Source organism: Lysinibacillus sphaericus, from assembly GCF_002982115.1.
Taxonomy (GTDB): Bacteria; Bacillota; Bacilli; order Bacillales_A; family Planococcaceae; genus Lysinibacillus; species Lysinibacillus sphaericus.
Genome location: NZ_CP019980.1, coordinates 1,120,387 through 1,138,532, shown reverse-complemented (window position 1 = coordinate 1,138,532; position 18,146 = coordinate 1,120,387). Strand labels below are relative to the sequence as shown.

General features: G+C 44.2%; 8 protein-coding genes, 40 tRNA genes and 4 rRNA genes. 5 read left to right on the top strand and 47 right to left on the bottom strand.

All coding sequences use genetic code 11. From position 1 onward, the window contains the following. Positions 1-3: 3 nt before the first annotated feature. The 22 genes from LS41612_RS05805 to LS41612_RS05700 all read right to left on the bottom strand — a co-directional run bounded on the left by LS41612_RS05805 (position 4) and on the right by LS41612_RS05700 (position 3,661). Positions 4-75: transfer RNA gene (locus LS41612_RS05805), tRNA-Glu, on the bottom strand. A 2-nt stretch (positions 76-77) separates the two neighbouring features. Further along, a tRNA-Ser gene (locus LS41612_RS05800) sits at positions 78-168 on the bottom strand. Between the two features lie 13 nt (positions 169-181). Then, positions 182-258, bottom strand: a tRNA-Asn gene (locus tag LS41612_RS05795). A gap of 4 nt (positions 259-262) precedes the next feature. Then, positions 263-339, bottom strand: a tRNA-Ile gene (locus tag LS41612_RS05790). Between the two features lie 2 nt (positions 340-341). Continuing rightward, positions 342-415, bottom strand: a tRNA-Gly gene (locus tag LS41612_RS05785). A gap of 5 nt (positions 416-420) precedes the next feature. Further along, positions 421-496 (bottom strand) — tRNA-Phe (locus LS41612_RS05780). A 28-nt stretch (positions 497-524) separates the two neighbouring features. After that, a tRNA-Asp gene (locus LS41612_RS05775) sits at positions 525-600 on the bottom strand. 3 nt (positions 601-603) lie between these two features. Further along, positions 604-678 (bottom strand) — tRNA-Met (locus LS41612_RS05770). 54 nt (positions 679-732) lie between these two features. Beyond that, positions 733-825, bottom strand: a tRNA-Ser gene (locus tag LS41612_RS05765). 15 nt (positions 826-840) lie between these two features. After that, positions 841-917, bottom strand: a tRNA-Ile gene (locus LS41612_RS05760). 7 nt (positions 918-924) lie between these two features. After that, positions 925-998: transfer RNA gene (locus LS41612_RS05755), tRNA-Met, on the bottom strand. Positions 999-1,024: 26 nt separating this feature from the next. After that, a tRNA-Ala gene (locus tag LS41612_RS05750) sits at positions 1,025-1,100 on the bottom strand. Between the two features lie 22 nt (positions 1,101-1,122). After that, a tRNA-Pro gene (locus LS41612_RS05745) sits at positions 1,123-1,199 on the bottom strand. A 9-nt stretch (positions 1,200-1,208) separates the two neighbouring features. Beyond that, positions 1,209-1,285 (bottom strand) — tRNA-Arg (locus LS41612_RS05740). 11 nt (positions 1,286-1,296) lie between these two features. Then, positions 1,297-1,385, bottom strand: a tRNA-Leu gene (locus tag LS41612_RS05735). A 5-nt stretch (positions 1,386-1,390) separates the two neighbouring features. Next, positions 1,391-1,465: transfer RNA gene (locus LS41612_RS05730), tRNA-Gly, on the bottom strand. 48 nt (positions 1,466-1,513) lie between these two features. Further along, positions 1,514-1,598: transfer RNA gene (locus LS41612_RS05725), tRNA-Leu, on the bottom strand. A 23-nt stretch (positions 1,599-1,621) separates the two neighbouring features. Then, a tRNA-Lys gene (locus tag LS41612_RS05720) sits at positions 1,622-1,697 on the bottom strand. Positions 1,698-1,704: 7 nt separating this feature from the next. Continuing rightward, positions 1,705-1,780: transfer RNA gene (locus LS41612_RS05715), tRNA-Thr, on the bottom strand. Positions 1,781-1,783: 3 nt separating this feature from the next. Continuing rightward, positions 1,784-1,859, bottom strand: a tRNA-Val gene (locus LS41612_RS05710). Positions 1,860-1,869: 10 nt separating this feature from the next. Continuing rightward, a 5S ribosomal RNA gene (gene rrf / locus LS41612_RS05705) occupies positions 1,870-1,985 on the bottom strand. 590 nt (positions 1,986-2,575) lie between these two features. Continuing rightward, positions 2,576-3,661 (bottom strand): cysteine desulfurase family protein, encoded by a 1,086-nt coding sequence (locus LS41612_RS05700; protein ID WP_051147752.1) that lies wholly within the window; start codon positions 3,659-3,661, stop codon positions 2,576-2,578. Positions 3,662-3,760: 99 nt separating this feature from the next. On the opposite strand from LS41612_RS05700, the gene nadB reads away from it, so the two are divergent. From nadB to nadA, 3 genes are read left to right on the top strand one after another with little or no spacing between them, the layout of a single operon-like run. After that, on the top strand, positions 3,761-5,347 hold the full coding sequence (gene nadB, locus LS41612_RS05695; RefSeq protein WP_024363280.1) for an L-aspartate oxidase: 1,587 nt from the start codon (positions 3,761-3,763) through the stop codon (positions 5,345-5,347). Then, positions 5,304-6,164, top strand: coding sequence for a carboxylating nicotinate-nucleotide diphosphorylase (nadC, locus tag LS41612_RS05690; RefSeq protein ID WP_024363279.1), 861 nt, complete (start codon positions 5,304-5,306; stop codon positions 6,162-6,164). The genes nadB and nadC overlap by 44 nt, the downstream gene beginning before the upstream one ends. Beyond that, positions 6,151-7,254 carry a quinolinate synthase NadA gene (nadA, locus tag LS41612_RS05685; RefSeq protein ID WP_024363278.1) on the top strand — a complete coding sequence of 368 codons (1,104 nt, stop codon included), beginning with the start codon at positions 6,151-6,153 and terminating at the stop codon, positions 7,252-7,254. The genes nadC and nadA overlap by 14 nt, the downstream gene beginning before the upstream one ends. Before the next feature lie 99 nt (positions 7,255-7,353). Here nadA and LS41612_RS05680 read toward each other — a convergent pair. The 24 genes from LS41612_RS05680 to LS41612_RS05565 form a co-directional block, all read right to left on the bottom strand. Then, positions 7,354-7,425: transfer RNA gene (locus LS41612_RS05680), tRNA-Glu, on the bottom strand. A gap of 2 nt (positions 7,426-7,427) precedes the next feature. Next, positions 7,428-7,518: transfer RNA gene (locus tag LS41612_RS05675), tRNA-Ser, on the bottom strand. A 13-nt stretch (positions 7,519-7,531) separates the two neighbouring features. Beyond that, positions 7,532-7,608, bottom strand: a tRNA-Asn gene (locus tag LS41612_RS05670). 4 nt (positions 7,609-7,612) lie between these two features. After that, positions 7,613-7,689 (bottom strand) — tRNA-Ile (locus LS41612_RS05665). Positions 7,690-7,691: 2 nt separating this feature from the next. Next, positions 7,692-7,765: transfer RNA gene (locus LS41612_RS05660), tRNA-Gly, on the bottom strand. Between the two features lie 5 nt (positions 7,766-7,770). Then, positions 7,771-7,846 (bottom strand) — tRNA-Phe (locus tag LS41612_RS05655). 28 nt (positions 7,847-7,874) lie between these two features. After that, positions 7,875-7,950: transfer RNA gene (locus LS41612_RS05650), tRNA-Asp, on the bottom strand. 3 nt (positions 7,951-7,953) lie between these two features. Continuing rightward, positions 7,954-8,028 (bottom strand) — tRNA-Met (locus LS41612_RS05645). Between the two features lie 53 nt (positions 8,029-8,081). Then, positions 8,082-8,174, bottom strand: a tRNA-Ser gene (locus LS41612_RS05640). Positions 8,175-8,189: 15 nt separating this feature from the next. After that, a tRNA-Ile gene (locus LS41612_RS05635) sits at positions 8,190-8,266 on the bottom strand. Between the two features lie 7 nt (positions 8,267-8,273). Continuing rightward, positions 8,274-8,347: transfer RNA gene (locus LS41612_RS05630), tRNA-Met, on the bottom strand. Positions 8,348-8,373: 26 nt separating this feature from the next. Next, positions 8,374-8,449: transfer RNA gene (locus LS41612_RS05625), tRNA-Ala, on the bottom strand. Positions 8,450-8,471: 22 nt separating this feature from the next. Continuing rightward, positions 8,472-8,548: transfer RNA gene (locus LS41612_RS05620), tRNA-Pro, on the bottom strand. Positions 8,549-8,557: 9 nt separating this feature from the next. Continuing rightward, positions 8,558-8,634 (bottom strand) — tRNA-Arg (locus tag LS41612_RS05615). An 11-nt stretch (positions 8,635-8,645) separates the two neighbouring features. Continuing rightward, positions 8,646-8,734: transfer RNA gene (locus LS41612_RS05610), tRNA-Leu, on the bottom strand. A gap of 5 nt (positions 8,735-8,739) precedes the next feature. Beyond that, a tRNA-Gly gene (locus tag LS41612_RS05605) sits at positions 8,740-8,814 on the bottom strand. 48 nt (positions 8,815-8,862) lie between these two features. Then, positions 8,863-8,947 (bottom strand) — tRNA-Leu (locus LS41612_RS05600). Between the two features lie 23 nt (positions 8,948-8,970). Continuing rightward, positions 8,971-9,046: transfer RNA gene (locus tag LS41612_RS05595), tRNA-Lys, on the bottom strand. A 7-nt stretch (positions 9,047-9,053) separates the two neighbouring features. Continuing rightward, a tRNA-Thr gene (locus tag LS41612_RS05590) sits at positions 9,054-9,129 on the bottom strand. 3 nt (positions 9,130-9,132) lie between these two features. Next, positions 9,133-9,208: transfer RNA gene (locus LS41612_RS05585), tRNA-Val, on the bottom strand. A gap of 10 nt (positions 9,209-9,218) precedes the next feature. Further along, positions 9,219-9,334, bottom strand: a 5S ribosomal RNA gene (gene rrf / locus LS41612_RS05580). A 65-nt stretch (positions 9,335-9,399) separates the two neighbouring features. Further along, a 23S ribosomal RNA gene (locus tag LS41612_RS05575) occupies positions 9,400-12,327 on the bottom strand. A 306-nt stretch (positions 12,328-12,633) separates the two neighbouring features. Then, positions 12,634-14,185: ribosomal RNA gene (locus LS41612_RS05570) — 16S ribosomal RNA — on the bottom strand. The 16S, 23S and 5S rRNA genes sit together here with 20 tRNA genes alongside, the layout of an rRNA operon. A 268-nt stretch (positions 14,186-14,453) precedes the next feature. Further along, positions 14,454-15,353, bottom strand: coding sequence for a DMT family transporter (locus LS41612_RS05565; protein WP_024364891.1), 900 nt, complete (start codon positions 15,351-15,353; stop codon positions 14,454-14,456). 130 nt (positions 15,354-15,483) lie between these two features. Between LS41612_RS05565 and LS41612_RS05560 the strand changes: the two genes are divergently transcribed. Beyond that, positions 15,484-16,206 (top strand): MgtC/SapB family protein, encoded by a 723-nt coding sequence (locus LS41612_RS05560; protein WP_024364890.1) that lies wholly within the window; start codon positions 15,484-15,486, stop codon positions 16,204-16,206. A gap of 12 nt (positions 16,207-16,218) precedes the next feature. Continuing rightward, complete coding sequence (locus tag LS41612_RS05555) at positions 16,219-17,202, top strand: cation diffusion facilitator family transporter (RefSeq protein ID WP_024364889.1); 984 nt, start codon at positions 16,219-16,221, stop codon at positions 17,200-17,202. Positions 17,203-17,291: 89 nt separating this feature from the next. On the opposite strand, the gene LS41612_RS05550 is transcribed toward LS41612_RS05555, so the two are convergent. Further along, positions 17,292-17,957 carry a hypothetical protein gene (locus tag LS41612_RS05550; protein ID WP_029747486.1) on the bottom strand — a complete coding sequence of 222 codons (666 nt, stop codon included), beginning with the start codon at positions 17,955-17,957 and terminating at the stop codon, positions 17,292-17,294. Between the last annotated feature and the right edge of the window lie 189 nt (positions 17,958-18,146).

Here is an 18,146-nt window from a genome sequence, read left to right as displayed (position 1 = left end):
GTATGACCCCTACGGGATTCGAACCCGTGTTACCGCCGTGAAAGGGCGGTGTCTTAACCACTTGACCAAGGGGCCAATGGCGGAGAAGGAGGGATTTGAACCCTCGCGCCGGTTACCCGACCTACACCCTTAGCAGGGGCGCCTCTTCAGCCTCTTGAGTACTTCCCCATAAATAAAAAAATGGCTCCGAAGGCAGGACTCGAACCTGCGACAACCTGATTAACAGTCAGGTGCTACTACCAACTGAGCTACTTCGGAATAATGGTGGGCCTAAATGGACTCGAACCATCGACCTCACGCTTATCAGGCGTGCGCTCTAACCAGCTGAGCTATAGGCCCATTGGAGCGGGTGATGGGAATCGAACCCACGACATCAGCTTGGAAGGCTGAGGTTTTACCATTAAACTACACCCGCGTATATGGTGGGTCAGGACGGAATCGAACCGCCGACACTTAGAGCTTCAATCTAATGCTCTACCAACTGAGCTACTGACCCATATACTTTTACTGAACCTATTTTAAAATGGCGGTCCCGACCGGGATCGAACCGGCGATCTCCTGCGTGACAGGCAGGCATGTTAACCGCTACACCACGGGACCATTTGGTTGCGGGGGCTGGATTTGAACCAACGACCTTCGGGTTATGAGCCCGACGAGCTACCACTGCTCCACCCCGCGATAATATGTTTATTCACTTCGAGTTTTTTGTACACCATTTACTAAAATTAAAACTGGAGGAGGTAGAGGGATTCGAACCCCCGCGCGGTGTTACCCGCCTGTCGGTTTTCAAGACCGATCCCTTCAGCCAGACTTGGGTATACCTCCGTACTATTATATAAATGGTGGACCTTGCAGGACTCGAACCTGCGACCGGACGGTTATGAGCCGTCTGCTCTAACCAACTGAGCTAAAGGTCCTTTAAGATGGCGGCAGAGGGGATCGAACCCCCGACCTTACGGGTATGAACCGTACGCTCTAGCCAGCTGAGCTACGCCGCCAGGATCTTTATACTGGTTATAAATTATGGTGGAGCCTAGCGGGATCGAACCGCTGACCTCCTGCGTGCAAGGCAGGCGCTCTCCCAGCTGAGCTAAGGCCCCATAAATTACAGATTTTTGGAAATGGTCGGGAAGACAGGATTCGAACCTGCGACCCCTTGGTCCCAAACCAAGTGCTCTACCAAGCTGAGCTACTTCCCGTTCATTTATTGGCGCGCCCGGCAGGAGTCGAACCCACAACCTTCTGATCCGTAGTCAGACGCTCTATCCAATTGAGCTACGGGCGCTTGATAAAAAATGGTGCCGAGGGCCGGAATCGAACCGGCACGGTAGTCACCTACCGCAGGATTTTAAGTCCTGTGCGTCTGCCAGTTCCGCCACCCCGGCACATTTGGAGCGGAAGACGAGGTTCGAACTCGCGACCCCCACCTTGGCAAGGTGGTGTTCTACCACTGAACTACTTCCGCATGTGCATAAGATTATTTATCCTGGCAATTATATAAATTCAAATAAAATGGTGCGGGTGAAGGGAGTCGAACCCCCACGCCTCGCGGCGCTAGATCCTAAGTCTAGTGCGTCTGCCAATTCCGCCACACCCGCATTTTATTGTTGGCAATTAAAAATGGTGAGCCATGAAGGACTCGAACCTTCGACCCTCTGATTAAAAGTCAGATGCTCTACCAACTGAGCTAATGGCTCAAAAAAATGGTGCCGGCTATAGGAATCGAACCCACGACCTACTGATTACAAGTCAGTTGCTCTACCTGCTGAGCTAAACCGGCATATGGTGGAGGATGACGGGCTCGAACCGCCGACCCTCTGCTTGTAAGGCAGATGCTCTCCCAGCTGAGCTAATCCTCCTGGGTATTATGCCTAGCGACGTCCTACTCTCACAGGGGGAAGCCCCCAACTACCATCGGCGCTAAAGAGCTTAACTTCCGTGTTCGGTATGGGAACGGGTGTGACCTCTTTGCCATCATCACTAGACTATATTTCGACTTTCAATACAAAGTATTACTGCATTAGCTTTATGCGTTCGGTCAGTTGCGTACTAGAGTAAGCTTCTTCCTTCTCTCAACCGCTTTTGCGAATAGCTTTTATCTCGAAACTCTTATGTATTTCGTTTTGAAGTTGTTTACCTGTCCTTCAAGACAAGAATTATTGTATAACGTTTATCTAGAGAATGCAACACTTTTTTATAAAAAAAAGAAATTATTACTTTTTAAAGATATTTTTGTTATGTGAGAGAATTTATCGCTCTACTAACCATTATAGCAATTGTTTTTCCAAAAGAAAACATTTTATTTACACAAATCAATAAAATAGTTAAATTGTCGACAAAGAGATGTATATTTTTAACGAACGCTACTACTGTTTCTTTAATGGTGTGCTCGTTTGCATCGCTATGGGAGAGGTAGCTTTTACGCCTTTGCAACAATAAAATTATAGATGGCTTTTGCAGTTATCACTTAAAGCCCATGCTTACGTCAAGAAGCAATTTATTAGAACAAAGAAGCCTTTAATTTTTACAGGAAGTGATTTATCAGAAAAATTAAAGGCTTTTTTCAATACCTAATTTATTTTAGAATGTTAGACAATGCAAAGGTTAATTGATCAATTTCTTCAAATGTTGTTGTTGGTCCAAATGATATTCTAAAAAACTGTCGTGCTTCCTCCATTGTATAACCCATTGATATAATTGCTTTTGTGCCAGATTCACTGTGTATATCACAAGCACTACCAGTTGAAATACAAATACCGGCTTCGTTTAATTTGAGTAACACGTATTGCCCTTCCACTTTGTCCATCATCAAACCACATATATTAGGTAGTTGCCTCACACACTCAATTAATCGACAAGTTGGTGGTAAATGGCTTTGTAGATATTGACGCAACAATTCATAATGTTGACGCTCAAAATGATAGTTTTCAATGGCTGACGCAAAAGCCACAATGGCAGGTGTATCTAATGTTCCACCACGTAAACCACGTTCATGTGTTACGCCGGGTGTTAAAGACGGCACTCGAATTTGAGGATTTACAAATATTGCCCCACATCCTTTTGGTCCTCCTATTTTATGGGCAGAAATGGTAATTGCATCTACATTTGCACCAAAAGAAGTAGTTGGTAGCTTACAAAAGGACTGTACACAATCTACATGAAAAAATATATTTTGACTGTTTGCTATTAAAGCAATTTCTTCCACTGGTTGGATAGAGCCTATTTCAGAATTTACATGTTGAATTGTTATTAATGCTGTATCCTCTTTTATAGCCTCTCGTACCTGATTGACTTGAATACACCCATCCAGTTGTAAAGGTAATTTTGTAACGGAATAACCCATTTTCTCAAGTGTATTCAATGCTGCATGGACAGACGTATGCTCAGCTTGCGATGAAATTATATGCTTGCCTTTTTTTGAAGCTAAAGCCAGTGATAAAATCGATAGTAAATTCCCTTCTGTTCCGCTTCCAGTAAAAATAATCCCATCACTTTTAACGCCGAGTTTTCTTGCTACGATAGCTCTCGCCTGTTCTACAAAGTAATTTGCTTGTCCTCCTAAATCATGCAAACTTGCACTATTTCCATAATAACGTTTTGCCACTTCACAATAAGCTTCAAGTGCTTTATTCGACATTGGAGATGTTGCTGCATAATCCATGTAAATCATCTAATTCTCCCTTTCTAGTCATCAAGTCTTGTTTTCCTTTTTATTTTATGTAAAGATATGTGTCAAGACAACTGTAAAGAAGGTAGACCTATGGATGTAAAGACAGACATACTCATTATTGGTAGTGGCATTGCATCACTTCAAGCAGCACGACTACTTGGACAGTATTTTCAAGTACAGATTGTTACGAAATCCTCTGTTAAAATGAGTAGCTCTTATCGTGCACAAGGAGGCATAGCTGCCGTTACTAGTCCTGAAGATCATACAAATTTGCATATTGCTGATACATTAGCTGCCGGTGAATACCATCACGAGAAAAAATTTGTTGAAACACTTATAAAAGATGGTTCTACCATTATGAGGAAATTTCTCTTAGAGGGATTGCCCATCGATCGGCAAGAAACCGGTGAACCGGCACTTGGCTTAGAAGGAGCCCATAGTCATCATCGTATTTTACATGCTGGGGGCGATAGGACTGGTCAAATATTGATTGATTACTTACTTAAACACCTACCGTCAAATATTTCTATTCATTGCAATGAATTGGCTTTTGAATTGATGTTAAACAGCAATGGCGAGTGTATTGGCGTCATGACAAAGGGTGAAGAAGGATTAAAACGTTACTTTGCCCATCATGTCATTCTTGCTACAGGTGGTGCAGGTGCTCTTTATCCAAGCACTTCTAACTATGCAACGAATACGGGAGATGGTATTGCATTAGCATATCGCGCAGGCGCTGCCATCAGTGATATGGAATTTATGCAATTTCATCCAAGTTTATTATGGTGTGATGGCGAGGCTAAAGGATTGGTTTCTGAAGCTGTTCGAGGCGCTGGAGGTATTTTTGTTAATGCACAGCGTGAACCTATTATGACAGGTGTACATCCACTGTTAGATTTAGCACCACGTCATGTTACTGCCCACACATTATATACAAAGCGCGCATCTGGGCAAGAAACATTTATTGATATTACAAACATTCAGCACTTTGAAGAGAAATTCCCTACGATTACAAAACTTTGCATTGACAACGGTATTGATTTACAAAATGGCCTAATCCCTGTAGCACCAGGGAGTCATTTCTTAATGGGCGGCGTTATAGCTGATGACATGGGGAGAACTACGATTGCAAACCTATATGCTGTCGGCGAAGTTGCTTGTACGGGCGTTCATGGTGCAAATCGTTTAGCAAGCAATTCATTACTGGAAGGCATCACATTCGGCCAAAAGATGGCTCAATATATCATACAAACTGGTTGCAACCAAACGAATTTCACGCTTGCTGCTGCAAAATATCAACAGTCGATGCCCCCATTATTACCGAAAGAGCAATTACAACAAGCAATGATGCATACATTAGGCATCGTGCGAAACCCTATCGATATGCAACTTTTTGTAGAGCAATTGCCTTCATTACAAGATTTACTTCAAGTGAATGTGATGAATTTCAATGCACAGCACCTTGAACTCTACATGATGCATATTGTTGCTTCGCTGATGGGGCATGCAGCTCTTACACGAACAGAAACTCGTGGCGCTCATATTCGCAACGATACGCCTAACAGTGAAACAGACTGGGCAAAGCGCTGGATTATTTTTCAACAAGGACAAATGAAAGTGAGGAATTCAATGTATGAATATCATCAAAGTCGAGGAAATGCTCAAGCAATTTTTTAATGAAGATATAGGAGATGGGGATTTATCAAGCGAACTTATCTTTTCAATCGAGCAAACCGGTTCCTTTTCCTTTTATGCAAAAGATAGTGGTATTTTTTGCGGAACACCTATTATCGAACATGGTTTTCGGTTACTCGATTCTTCCATGCAGATCACAATGCATAAAAATGACGGTGATGCCGTGAAATATGGTGATATTCTTGCAGTTATTAAAGGACCTCTACAGAAATTATTGATAGGAGAACGAGTGATTTTAAATCTTATTCAGCGCATGTCCGCCATCGCCACAGCAGCCAATAGAGCTGTTCAGGAAACAGCAGGAACTTCTGCGAAAATTTGCGATACACGCAAAACGATTCCTGGCTTAAGGATGCTTGATAAATATGCTGTACGTATAGGTGGTGCCTATAATCATCGAAGTGGCTTATACGATGCGATTATGCTTAAGGATAATCATATTGCTTTTGCTGGTAGCATTACAGAAGCCGTACAAACCGCTCGTAAAAAAATTGGGCATACAGTAAAAATCGAAGTAGAGATTGAAACAAAACCCCAGTTAGATGAAGCCATTGCCGCAGGTGCAGACATTATTATGTTCGATAATTGTACGCCTGAAGAAATAGCAGCTTGGATTCAATCCGTTCCAACACATATTGCCACTGAAGCTTCTGGTGGCATTACATTAGAAAATTTACATGCTTATGCAAAGTCAGGTATTCAGTGGATTTCACTGGGTGCACTAACGCATTCAGTAAAAGCCTTTGATATAAGTGCACTTGTACAAATGAAAGGAGAGCATACACTTGTCCATCACTAGTCTACTACAACAAACTTCATTACTTCCTGAGCATTACCGCACATTATCAACGACCGAAATGGAGTCTCGAATTTTAGCTATTAAAAAGAAACTAGGTAAGAAGCTTTTTATTCCTGGACATCATTATCAAAAAGATGAAGTGATTCAATTTGCTGATGCCACAGGAGATTCCTTACAGCTTGCTCAAATTTCCGCTGCTAATATAGAAGCAGAACATATCGTTTTTTGTGGAGTACATTTTATGGCAGAGACAGCTGATATGCTCACGACTGAAAAACAACATGTTTACTTACCTGATATGCGTGCAGGTTGTTCCATGGCAGATATGGCTGATATTTATCAAACAGAGCAGGCTTGGCCTATTTTACAACAACTTTTTGGTAATACAATATTGCCGTTAACATATGTAAATTCGACTGCAGCCATTAAAGCATTTACGGGACGTCACGGTGGGGCTTGCGTAACCTCCTCTAATGCTAAAGAAATGGTAACATGGGCTTTTTCACAAAAGCAGCGTATTTTATTTTTACCAGATCAGCATTTGGGCAGAAACACTGCTTTTGACTTAGGTGTTCCACTAGAAAGTATGGCGGTTTGGAACCCTCATACAAATACACTTGAAACAGACCAATCTCCAGAAAATATCAAAGTCATATTGTGGAAAGGACACTGTTCGGTGCATGAAGGTTTTACAGTACAACATACTGCTAAGGTTCGTCAAACATATCCAAATATGCGCATTATTGTTCATCCTGAATGTAGCCGCGAAGTAGTTGCTGCTGCAGATGATGCAGGCTCTACAAAATATATTCTCGATACGATTAATAACGCCCCAAGCGGCTCGGCGTGGGCAATCGGAACAGAAATGAATCTAGTAAATCGCATTATTCAACAACATCCTGATAAACATATAATCTCTTTAAACGAAAACTTTTGCCCTTGTCTTACAATGAATCGAATCGACCTTCCACATCTACTTTGGTCACTTGAAAGTATTGACCAAGGTAAGCCACATAATCGCATTCAAGTGGATGCGTCAACGGCTGAAGAAGCTCGTAGCTCTCTTGAAAGAATGCTATCACGTAGTTAACAAAAAATCGTCTACCGTTAAATCGGTAGACGATTTTTAAAATGATCTAGACAAAAAAACACAGTCGATATGATTGCTCATATCGACTGTGTTTTAGTATGACCCCTACGGGATTCGAACCCGTGTTACCGCCGTGAAAGGGCGGTGTCTTAACCGCTTGACCAAGGGGCCAATGGCGGAGAAGGAGGGATTTGAACCCTCGCGCCGGTTACCCGACCTACACCCTTAGCAGGGGCGCCTCTTCAGCCTCTTGAGTACTTCCCCATAAATAAAAAAATGGCTCCGAAGGCAGGACTCGAACCTGCGACAACCTGATTAACAGTCAGGTGCTACTACCAACTGAGCTACTTCGGAATAATGGTGGGCCTAAATGGACTCGAACCATCGACCTCACGCTTATCAGGCGTGCGCTCTAACCAGCTGAGCTATAGGCCCATTGGAGCGGGTGATGAGAATCGAACTCACGACATCAGCTTGGAAGGCTGAGGTTTTACCATTAAACTACACCCGCGTATATGGTGGGTCAGGACGGAATCGAACCGCCGACACTTAGAGCTTCAATCTAATGCTCTACCAACTGAGCTACTGACCCATATACTTTTACTGAACCTATTTTAAAATGGCGGTCCCGACCGGGATCGAACCGGCGATCTCCTGCGTGACAGGCAGGCATGTTAACCGCTACACCACGGGACCATTTGGTTGCGGGGGCTGGATTTGAACCAACGACCTTCGGGTTATGAGCCCGACGAGCTACCACTGCTCCACCCCGCGATAATATGTTTATTCACTTCGAGTTTTTGTACACCATTTACTAAAATTAAAACTGGAGGAGGTAGAGGGATTCGAACCCCCGCGCGGTGTTACCCGCCTGTCGGTTTTCAAGACCGATCCCTTCAGCCAGACTTGGGTATACCTCCGTACTATTATATAAATGGTGGACCTTGCAGGACTCGAACCTGCGACCGGACGGTTATGAGCCGTCTGCTCTAACCAACTGAGCTAAAGGTCCTTTAAGATGGCGGCAGAGGGGATCGAACCCCCGACCTTACGGGTATGAACCGTACGCTCTAGCCAGCTGAGCTACGCCGCCAGGATCTTTATACTGGTTATAAATTATGGTGGAGCCTAGCGGGATCGAACCGCTGACCTCCTGCGTGCAAGGCAGGCGCTCTCCCAGCTGAGCTAAGGCCCCATAAATTACAGATTTTTGGAAATGGTCGGGAAGACAGGATTCGAACCTGCGACCCCTTGGTCCCAAACCAAGTGCTCTACCAAGCTGAGCTACTTCCCGTTCATTTATTGGCGCGCCCGGCAGGAGTCGAACCCACAACCTTCTGATCCGTAGTCAGACGCTCTATCCAATTGAGCTACGGGCGCTTAATAAAAAATGGTGCCGAGGGCCGGAATCGAACCGGCACGGTAGTCACCTACCGCAGGATTTTAAGTCCTGTGCGTCTGCCAGTTCCGCCACCCCGGCACATTTGGAGCGGAAGACGAGGTTCGAACTCGCGACCCCCACCTTGGCAAGGTGGTGTTCTACCACTGAACTACTTCCGCATGTGCATAAGATTATTTATCCTGGCAATTATATAAATTCAAATAAAATGGTGCGGGTGAAGGGAGTCGAACCCCCACGCCTCGCGGCGCTAGATCCTAAGTCTAGTGCGTCTGCCAATTCCGCCACACCCGCATTTTATTGTTGGCAATTAAAAATGGTGAGCCATGAAGGACTCGAACCTTCGACCCTCTGATTAAAAGTCAGATGCTCTACCAACTGAGCTAATGGCTCAAAAAAATGGTGCCGGCTATAGGAATCGAACCCACGACCTACTGATTACAAGTCAGTTGCTCTACCTGCTGAGCTAAACCGGCATATGGTGGAGGATGACGGGCTCGAACCGCCGACCCTCTGCTTGTAAGGCAGATGCTCTCCCAGCTGAGCTAATCCTCCTGGGTATTATGCCTAGCGACGTCCTACTCTCACAGGGGGAAGCCCCCAACTACCATCGGCGCTAAAGAGCTTAACTTCCGTGTTCGGTATGGGAACGGGTGTGACCTCTTTGCCATCATCACTAGACAGTATTTAATTGAAAGATTGTTCTTTCAAAACTGGATAAACGGTGCATTGAATGTTTCAAACTTTTGGTTAAGTCCTCGATCGATTAGTATTCGTCAGCTCCATGTGTCACCACACTTCCACCTCGAACCTATCTACCTCATCGTCTTTGAGGGATCTTACTTACTTGCGTAATGGGAAATCTCATCTTGAGGGGGGCTTCATGCTTAGATGCTTTCAGCACTTATCCCGTCCACACATAGCTACCCAGCGATGCCTTTGGCAAGACAACTGGTACACCAGCGGTGTGTCCATCCCGGTCCTCTCGTACTAAGGACAGCTCCTCTCAAATTTCCTACGCCCACGACGGATAGGGACCGAACTGTCTCACGACGTTCTGAACCCAGCTCGCGTACCGCTTTAATGGGCGAACAGCCCAACCCTTGGGACCGACTACAGCCCCAGGATGCGATGAGCCGACATCGAGGTGCCAAACCTCCCCGTCGATGTGGACTCTTGGGGGAGATAAGCCTGTTATCCCCGGGGTAGCTTTTATCCGTTGAGCGATGGCCCTTCCATGCGGAACCACCGGATCACTAAGCCCGTCTTTCGACCCTGCTCGACTTGTAGGTCTCGCAGTCAAGCTCCCTTGTGCCTTTACACTCTACGAATGATTTCCAACCATTCTGAGGGAACCTTTGGGCGCCTCCGTTACCTTTTAGGAGGCGACCGCCCCAGTCAAACTGTCCGCCTGACACTGTCTCCTGCCCCGCTAAGGGGCATGGGTTAGAATTTCAATACAACCAGGGTAGTATCCCACCGACGCCTCCTTCGAAGCTGGCGCTCCGAGATCTCTGGCTCCTACCTATCCTGTACAAGTTGTACCAAAATTCAATATCAGGCTACAGTAAAGCTCCACGGGGTCTTTCCGTCCTGTCGCGGGTAACCTGCATCTTCACAGGTACTATAATTTCACCGAGTCTCTCGTTGAGACAGTGCCCAGATCGTTACGCCTTTCGTGCGGGTCGGAACTTACCCGACAAGGAATTTCGCTACCTTAGGACCGTTATAGTTACGGCCGCCGTTTACTGGGGCTTCAATTCGCAGCTTCGCTTGCGCTAACCACTCCTCTTAACCTTCCAGCACCGGGCAGGCGTCAGCCCCTATACGTCACCTTACGGTTTTGCAGAGACCTGTGTTTTTGCTAAACAGTCGCCTGGGCCTATTCACTGCGGCTCTCATGCGCTTGCACGCTCAAGAGCACCCCTTCTCCCGAAGTTACGGGGTCATTTTGCCGAGTTCCTTAACGAGAGTTCTCTCGCACACCTTAGGATTCTCTCCTCGACTACCTGTGTCGGTTTGCGGTACGGGCACCTCTCACCTCGATAGAGGCTTTTCTTGGCAGTGTGAAATCAGGAACTTCGTCCATACGGACTCGCCATCACAGCTCAACGTTACAGTGTGCGGATTTGCCTACACACACGCCTTACTGCTTGGACGCGCACAACCAACGGCGCGCTTACCCTATCCTACTGCGTCCCCCCATTTCTCAAACGGTGAGGAGGTGGTACAGGAATATCAACCTGTTGTCCATCGCCTACGCCTATCGGCCTCGGCTTAGGTCCCGACTAACCCTGAGCGGACGAGCCTTCCTCAGGAAACCTTAGTCATACGGTGGACGGGATTCTCACCCGTCTTTCGCTACTCATACCGGCATTCTCACTTCTAAGCGCTCCACCAGTCCTTCCGGTCTGACTTCAACGCACTTAGAACGCTCTCCTACCACTGACATCGTAGATGTCAATCCACAGCTTCGGTGAATCGTTTAGCCCCGATACATTTTCGGCGCAGCGTCACTCGACCAGTGAGCTATTACGCACTCTTTAAATGATGGCTGCTTCTAAGCCAACATCCTGGTTGTCTGTGCAACGCCACATCCTTTTCCACTTAACGATTACTTTGGGACCTTAGCTGGTGGTCTGGGCTGTTTCCCTTTTGACTACGGATCTTATCACTCGCAGTCTGACTCCCGTGTATAAATATCTGGCATTCGGAGTTTGTCTGAATTCGGTAAACCGGGATGGCCCCCTAGTCCAAACAGTGCTCTACCTCCAGTATTCTCATCACGAGGCTAGCCCTAAAGCTATTTCGGAGAGAACCAGCTATCTCCAAGTTCGATTGGAATTTCTCCGCTACCCACACCTCATCCCCGCACTTTTCAACGTGCGTGGGTTCGGGCCTCCAGTAAGTGTTACCTCACCTTCACCCTGGACATGGGTAGATCACCTGGTTTCGGGTCTACGACCACGTACTAATTCGCCCTATTCAGACTCGCTTTCGCTGCGGCTCCGCCTTCTAAAGCTTAACCTCGCACGTAATCGTAACTCGCCGGTTCATTCTACAAAAGGCACGCTATCACCCATTAACGGGCTCTAACTACTTGTAGGCACACGGTTTCAGGATCTCTTTCACTCCCCTTCCGGGGTGCTTTTCACCTTTCCCTCACGGTACTGGTTCACTATCGGTCACTAGGTAGTATTTAGCCTTGGGAGATGGTCCTCCCGGATTCCGACGGAATTTCACGTGTTCCGCCGTACTCAGGATCCACTCTGGAGGGAACGAACTTTCGACTACAGGGCTTTTACCTGCTCTGGCGGACCTTTCCAAGTCGCTTCATCTAACTCATTCCTTTGTAACTCCGTATAGAGTGTCCTACAACCCCAAGAGGCAAGCCTCTTGGTTTGGGCTCTTCCCGTTTCGCTCGCCGCTACTCAGGGAATCGATTTTTCTTTCTCTTCCTCCAGGTACTTAGATGTTTCAGTTCCCTGGGTCTGCCTTCAAGACGCTATGTATTCACGTCAAGATACTACGCGATTAAACGTAGTGGGTTCCCCCATTCGGAAATCTCCGGATCAAAGCTCACTTACAGCTCCCCGAAGCATATCGGTGTTAGTGCCGTCCTTCTTCGGCTCCTAGTGCCAAGGCATTCGCCGTGCGCCCTTAATAACTTAACCTATCGGCTTCCAATCCACTGCGCATTTCGTTGTCAGCTTCTCTCGTTCAATCAGTCACGTACGTAAGTACGCTCCTTTATTCACTCGTTCGCTTCCTAGAACTGCTTGTGTCTTGAAACCCTATTTAGTTATTAAGCCTATAAAAAACTTAAAAAAATAAATGTGTTTGTTACAATTTCAATGTCGTTTTATCCAGTTTTCAAAGAACAAATTTTGAAGTGTTTCATTCAGAAGAATGAACCTTCAAAACTGAACGCAAAACGTAATCTTACAAACCCAAGGTTTGTATTCCGAAAATATCCTTAGAAAGGAGGTGATCCAGCCGCACCTTCCGATACGGCTACCTTGTTACGACTTCACCCCAATCATCTATCCCACCTTCGGCGGCTGGCTCCAAAAGGTTACCTCACCGACTTCGGGTGTTACAAACTCTCGTGGTGTGACGGGCGGTGTGTACAAGGCCCGGGAACGTATTCACCGCGGCATGCTGATCCGCGATTACTAGCGATTCCGGCTTCATGTAGGCGAGTTGCAGCCTACAATCCGAACTGAGAACGACTTTATCGGATTAGCTCCCTCTCGCGAGTTGGCAACCGTTTGTATCGTCCATTGTAGCACGTGTGTAGCCCAGGTCATAAGGGGCATGATGATTTGACGTCATCCCCACCTTCCTCCGGTTTGTCACCGGCAGTCACCTTAGAGTGCCCAACTAAATGATGGCAACTAAGATCAAGGGTTGCGCTCGTTGCGGGACTTAACCCAACATCTCACGACACGAGCTGACGACAACCATGCACCACCTGTCACCGTTGTCCCCGAAGGGAAAACCATATCTCTACAGTGGTCAACGGGATGTCAAGACCTGGTAAGGTTCTTCGCGTTGCTTCGAATTAAACCACATGCTCCACCGCTTGTGCGGGCCCCCGTCAATTCCTTTGAGTTTCAGTCTTGCGACCGTACTCCCCAGGCGGAGTGCTTAATGCGTTAGCTGCAGCACTAAGGGGCGGAAACCCCCTAACACTTAGCACTCATCGTTTACGGCGTGGACTACCAGGGTATCTAATCCTGTTTGCTCCCCACGCTTTCGCGCCTCAGTGTCAGTTACAGACCAGATAGTCGCCTTCGCCACTGGTGTTCCTCCAAATCTCTACGCATTTCACCGCTACACTTGGAATTCCACTATCCTCTTCTGCACTCAAGTCTCCCAGTTTCCAATGACCCTCCACGGTTGAGCCGTGGGCTTTCACATCAGACTTAAGAAACCACCTGCGCGCGCTTTACGCCCAATAATTCCGGACAACGCTTGCCACCTACGTATTACCGCGGCTGCTGGCACGTAGTTAGCCGTGGCTTTCTAATAAGGTACCGTCAAGGTACAGCCAGTTACTACTGTACTTGTTCTTCCCTTACAACAGAGTTTTACGAACCGAAATCCTTCTTCACTCACGCGGCGTTGCTCCATCAGGCTTTCGCCCATTGTGGAAGATTCCCTACTGCTGCCTCCCGTAGGAGTCTGGGCCGTGTCTCAGTCCCAGTGTGGCCGATCACCCTCTCAGGTCGGCTACGCATCGTTGCCTTGGTGAGCCGTTACCTCACCAACTAGCTAATGCGCCGCGGGCCCATCCTATAGCGACAGCCGAGACCGTCTTTCAGTATTGTCCCATGAGGGACAAGAGATTATTCGGTATTAGCCCCGGTTTCCCGGAGTTATCCCAAACTATAGGGTAGGTTGCCCACGTGTTACTCACCCGTCCGCCGCTAACGTCAAAGGAGCAAGCTCCTTCTCTGTTCGCTCGACTTGCATGTATTAGGCACGCCGCCAGCGTTCGTCCTGAGCCAGGATCAAACTCTCCATAAAAGAAATTTGATTAGCTCAAATTGTTTTGCTGGCATCAATTTTGATGTCCAAAATTTTGTTTTGTTCACTAACGAAGTTAGCTAGTAAAAACTATATTGATTACGTTTTGCTTGTTCAGTTTTCAAGGTTCATTTATTTTCGCTTGTTTTCAGCGACTTTATTATCATAACTTGTATTCAACAAGAAGTCAACAACTTTTTAATTTCTTTTTTCATGTCGTCCTTCTTGTTAAGGACAAGTAATAATATATAATATAGCAATATAAAAATCAAGCTTTTTTCTTAAAAAACTTTAAAATCTTTTTATCATCCACTACAAACAGTAGAATCCCTGCTATTACAATGCATCCACCAATGATTTGTGTAGCGATTAAATACTCTTTAAAAATAATAAAAGCTAATACGGCCGCTCCAATTGGTTCAAATAATATAGCAATTGATACAACATTCGTACTAACATATTTAATAGACCAATTAAATAAAGTATGACCTAATAAATTAGGGACAATTGCCAATAAAATAAACCACATCCAATCCATAGACGAATACGGACCGAATAATTCCCCCTTTAATAAAACATAGAAAAACAATGTAATCGTACTTACTGCGTAAACAATCATTGTATAAGTCACAAGTGATAATCGCTTTCGTACATCTTGCCCAAATAGTAAGTATATTGTAATAAGTGCACAAGCAATTAATGCAAGCATATCCCCATAGAAAGCAGATCCACTTAGTTTAAAATCACCCCAGCTTATTAACACACTGCCAACAATGGCAATAGCCCCCGCGAAAATAGTTTTCACAGTAATTGCCTCTTTAAAGAAAAAGTATGTACCTACAAACGCAAAAAGTGGTTGAAGTGTCACAAGCACAGTTGAGCTTGCAACAGATGTGTAATTTAGTGACTCAAACCACAAAATAAAGTGAAAAGCTAAAAAAACACCCGCTATAGAAGAAAAACACCAATCACGAATAGATAGCTGTTTTAATTCATTGGTATATTTCCAAAAAAATAGTGGTGCCATAATTATGACAGAAAACAACATACGATAAAAAGCAATAACACCAGCATCCGCAGTTGCTAATTTCACAAAAATAGCAGATAAAGATACTGATATAACACCTATGAAAATTGGAATATATGGATGAATCTTCGGTTCACTCATTGAATCCACCTCCATAAAAAAACTTATACTTCATTACTTGCGTGATGTACAATACAAAAAAGTAATGTACATATAATAATGACAGCTTGCATATCTCTTAGCAATACGAAATAACAATGGAGGGTTGCGTTTGGAAACATTATTGGAGAATATGATTACATATGAAGTTGGAATAAAATTAGTGATTGCAGCCACATTAAGTTTAGTAATCGGTATTGAAAGGGAATTAAAAAAGAAACCTGTTGGATTAAAAACAAGTTTAGTGATTGCTACATTTAGTTGCTTACTAACTATTATTTCTATCGAGACTGCATACTCAACACCTCCAAGGGGAGATATAAACATTACGATGGATCCCCTTCGTTTAGCAGCACAAGTAGTTAGTGGCATCGGATTTCTTGGGGCAGGTGTCATTTTAAGACGCGGTAATGATAGCATTTCTGGTTTAACGACTGCAGCTATGATCTGGGGAGCTGCTGGCATTGGGATTGCTGTTGGCGCAGGCTTTTATATGGATGCAACACTAGCTGTTATTATCATTGTTTTTGGCATCGAAGTGTTATCTCCTTTTCTTATGAAAATTGGACCAAAACGAATTCGGATGCGAGAAGTATCATTAAAGGTTCAGATTGATAATGATGACCATACAGAATCATTTCTTCTTTTTTTAAAGGAAAACAACATTGTAATTGAAAATATTCGTATTAAAGATATACCAATGGCGAATAATCAAGTATTACACGAATTAGATTTCCGTTTATCGTTAATTGTCTCAGATAACTTACTGTCGTTTTATCGTTCATTACGTACCTTACCTTATATTGAAAAAATAGAAATGGAAATTTTAAACTAGTTGGAGGACTCTATGACAGAAATATTAAAACTATTAAAAGACGGTAATAAACCCTCCCTTATGGCTGCATTTGTAAACACCTTTTTAGGAATCATTAAAGGGATTGCTTTTTTCTTCACAGGCAATGTGGCTATGTTTGCCGAAATGATGCATTCCCTTGGTGATGCTGCAAACCAATTTTTCGTCTATATCGGCTCCGCCCTTTCGAAAAAAGCACCTACAAAGCAATTCCCAGGAGGCTTTGGTCGAATTGTTAATCTTGTATGCTTATTCGCCGTAATCATTGTAGCCATCCTATCTTATGAGACGATTAAGGAAGGCTGGCATCATTTTATGCATCCTTCAGGTGAATCGAAAGGAATGTTTATTGCACTTGGTGTGTTGTTTATTGGGATTGTATTAGAAGGTACGGTTCTTGCAAAAGCAGCAGTCGAGGTGCTACATGAGGCTGGACAAGAAAAGGCTGGCCTAGCTTCTATTGCAAAAGCATTTACGTATTTAAAACGTGCAAAACCTGCCACTAAATTAGTTTTTATGGAAGATTTAGTAGCTACTGGTGGTAACGTTTTAGCCTTTGCCGCCATCTTAATTGCACATTTTACTGGTTGGGCGAGAATTGAAGGACTTGTGTCAATTATTATTGGCTGTATGATGTTTTATGTAGTTGGCAAGGTATTCCTAGATAACGCACGTGGTGTTATCGGTGAAACGGATGAAGAAATGCTGAATCATATTGCTCACCTTGTAATGGATAACCCAAATATTAAAGATATCGTTCGTTTAGAAGTGATGAAAGAAGGAGAATTTCTACATGTAGAGCTTGTGGCAGAAGCAGACCCGAATTTATCCCTTGCTTATTTAGATGATGTACGTGACCATTTAACAGAAGTACTTCTAAGTCAAAAAGGCGTATCAAAAGTAGCCATTTTATTTGATGAGGATGATGGTAGATTAAATTGGCAACATGTTGGAGAACGACCTACAAAAGAACAATAAACAAATAGCCAATTGCCAACGTTAGGCAGTTGGCTATTTAGTATAAGAATACGTACAAAGTTCTATCATTGACAAAAGCATTTAACCTTCTATGAGACAATTACATAATCCGTAATCATAAAAGTTAATAGCATTCTTAAACAGATCATTTTTTGTATGCCATCCTGTTGAATTATAATTTTTGAGAATTCTAATGTAGCCAGACGATTGGCTAAATCAAATTCTTCAGCATTTGTTAACGGCTCTCCGTCCGGACGACAACCTAAAACAAAATTACCCGCATAGGAATCTTTTAGTACATTCGGATGCATCGATTTATAATGCACTTCGGTAATGGCATCTTCATCATTCATAAGATTATGCGCTACTAGATAGTGCTTCAAAGCCCCTTTTAAATCAATTGCTATTGCCGTTTCAGCTAAAATCGTTCGATAATATACAAGCACGATTTCAGCATCTTCTAAATTCGGCGTTACCTCTAGCATCATTTCTCCAGAAGGACGAACGTAAAGTTGCACAATCGCTTCCCTTTGACCATCAGTTAATGTGATCGTCGTTTGTCCATATCGCATGCTTTTAAAAAATATACGATTGTCGACTACATATCCTGCGGCAATTTGATCATTGTCCATTCGTAACGCAGTCGCTTCAATTCCTAATACTTCGATACAATTTTTCAGTTCGTAAATATTCGGCTGAAAAAAATGACTCTCACAGTGCATCGTAATATGATTTTCAATCAATTGTTTTAACATTCTCTCTACATCCCCTGTCAATTCAAAAATGATTACATTCATTTTAAAAAAATTACCTGAACAAATTCTGAACAATTTTGACAATTAACCCAAATAATAGACAGGCGCTTGTAATTGATTTTATGTAATGAGTAAAATAAAAAAGATGTATCAAAAGTGATAACCTCACTTTTCGATACATCCTTTACT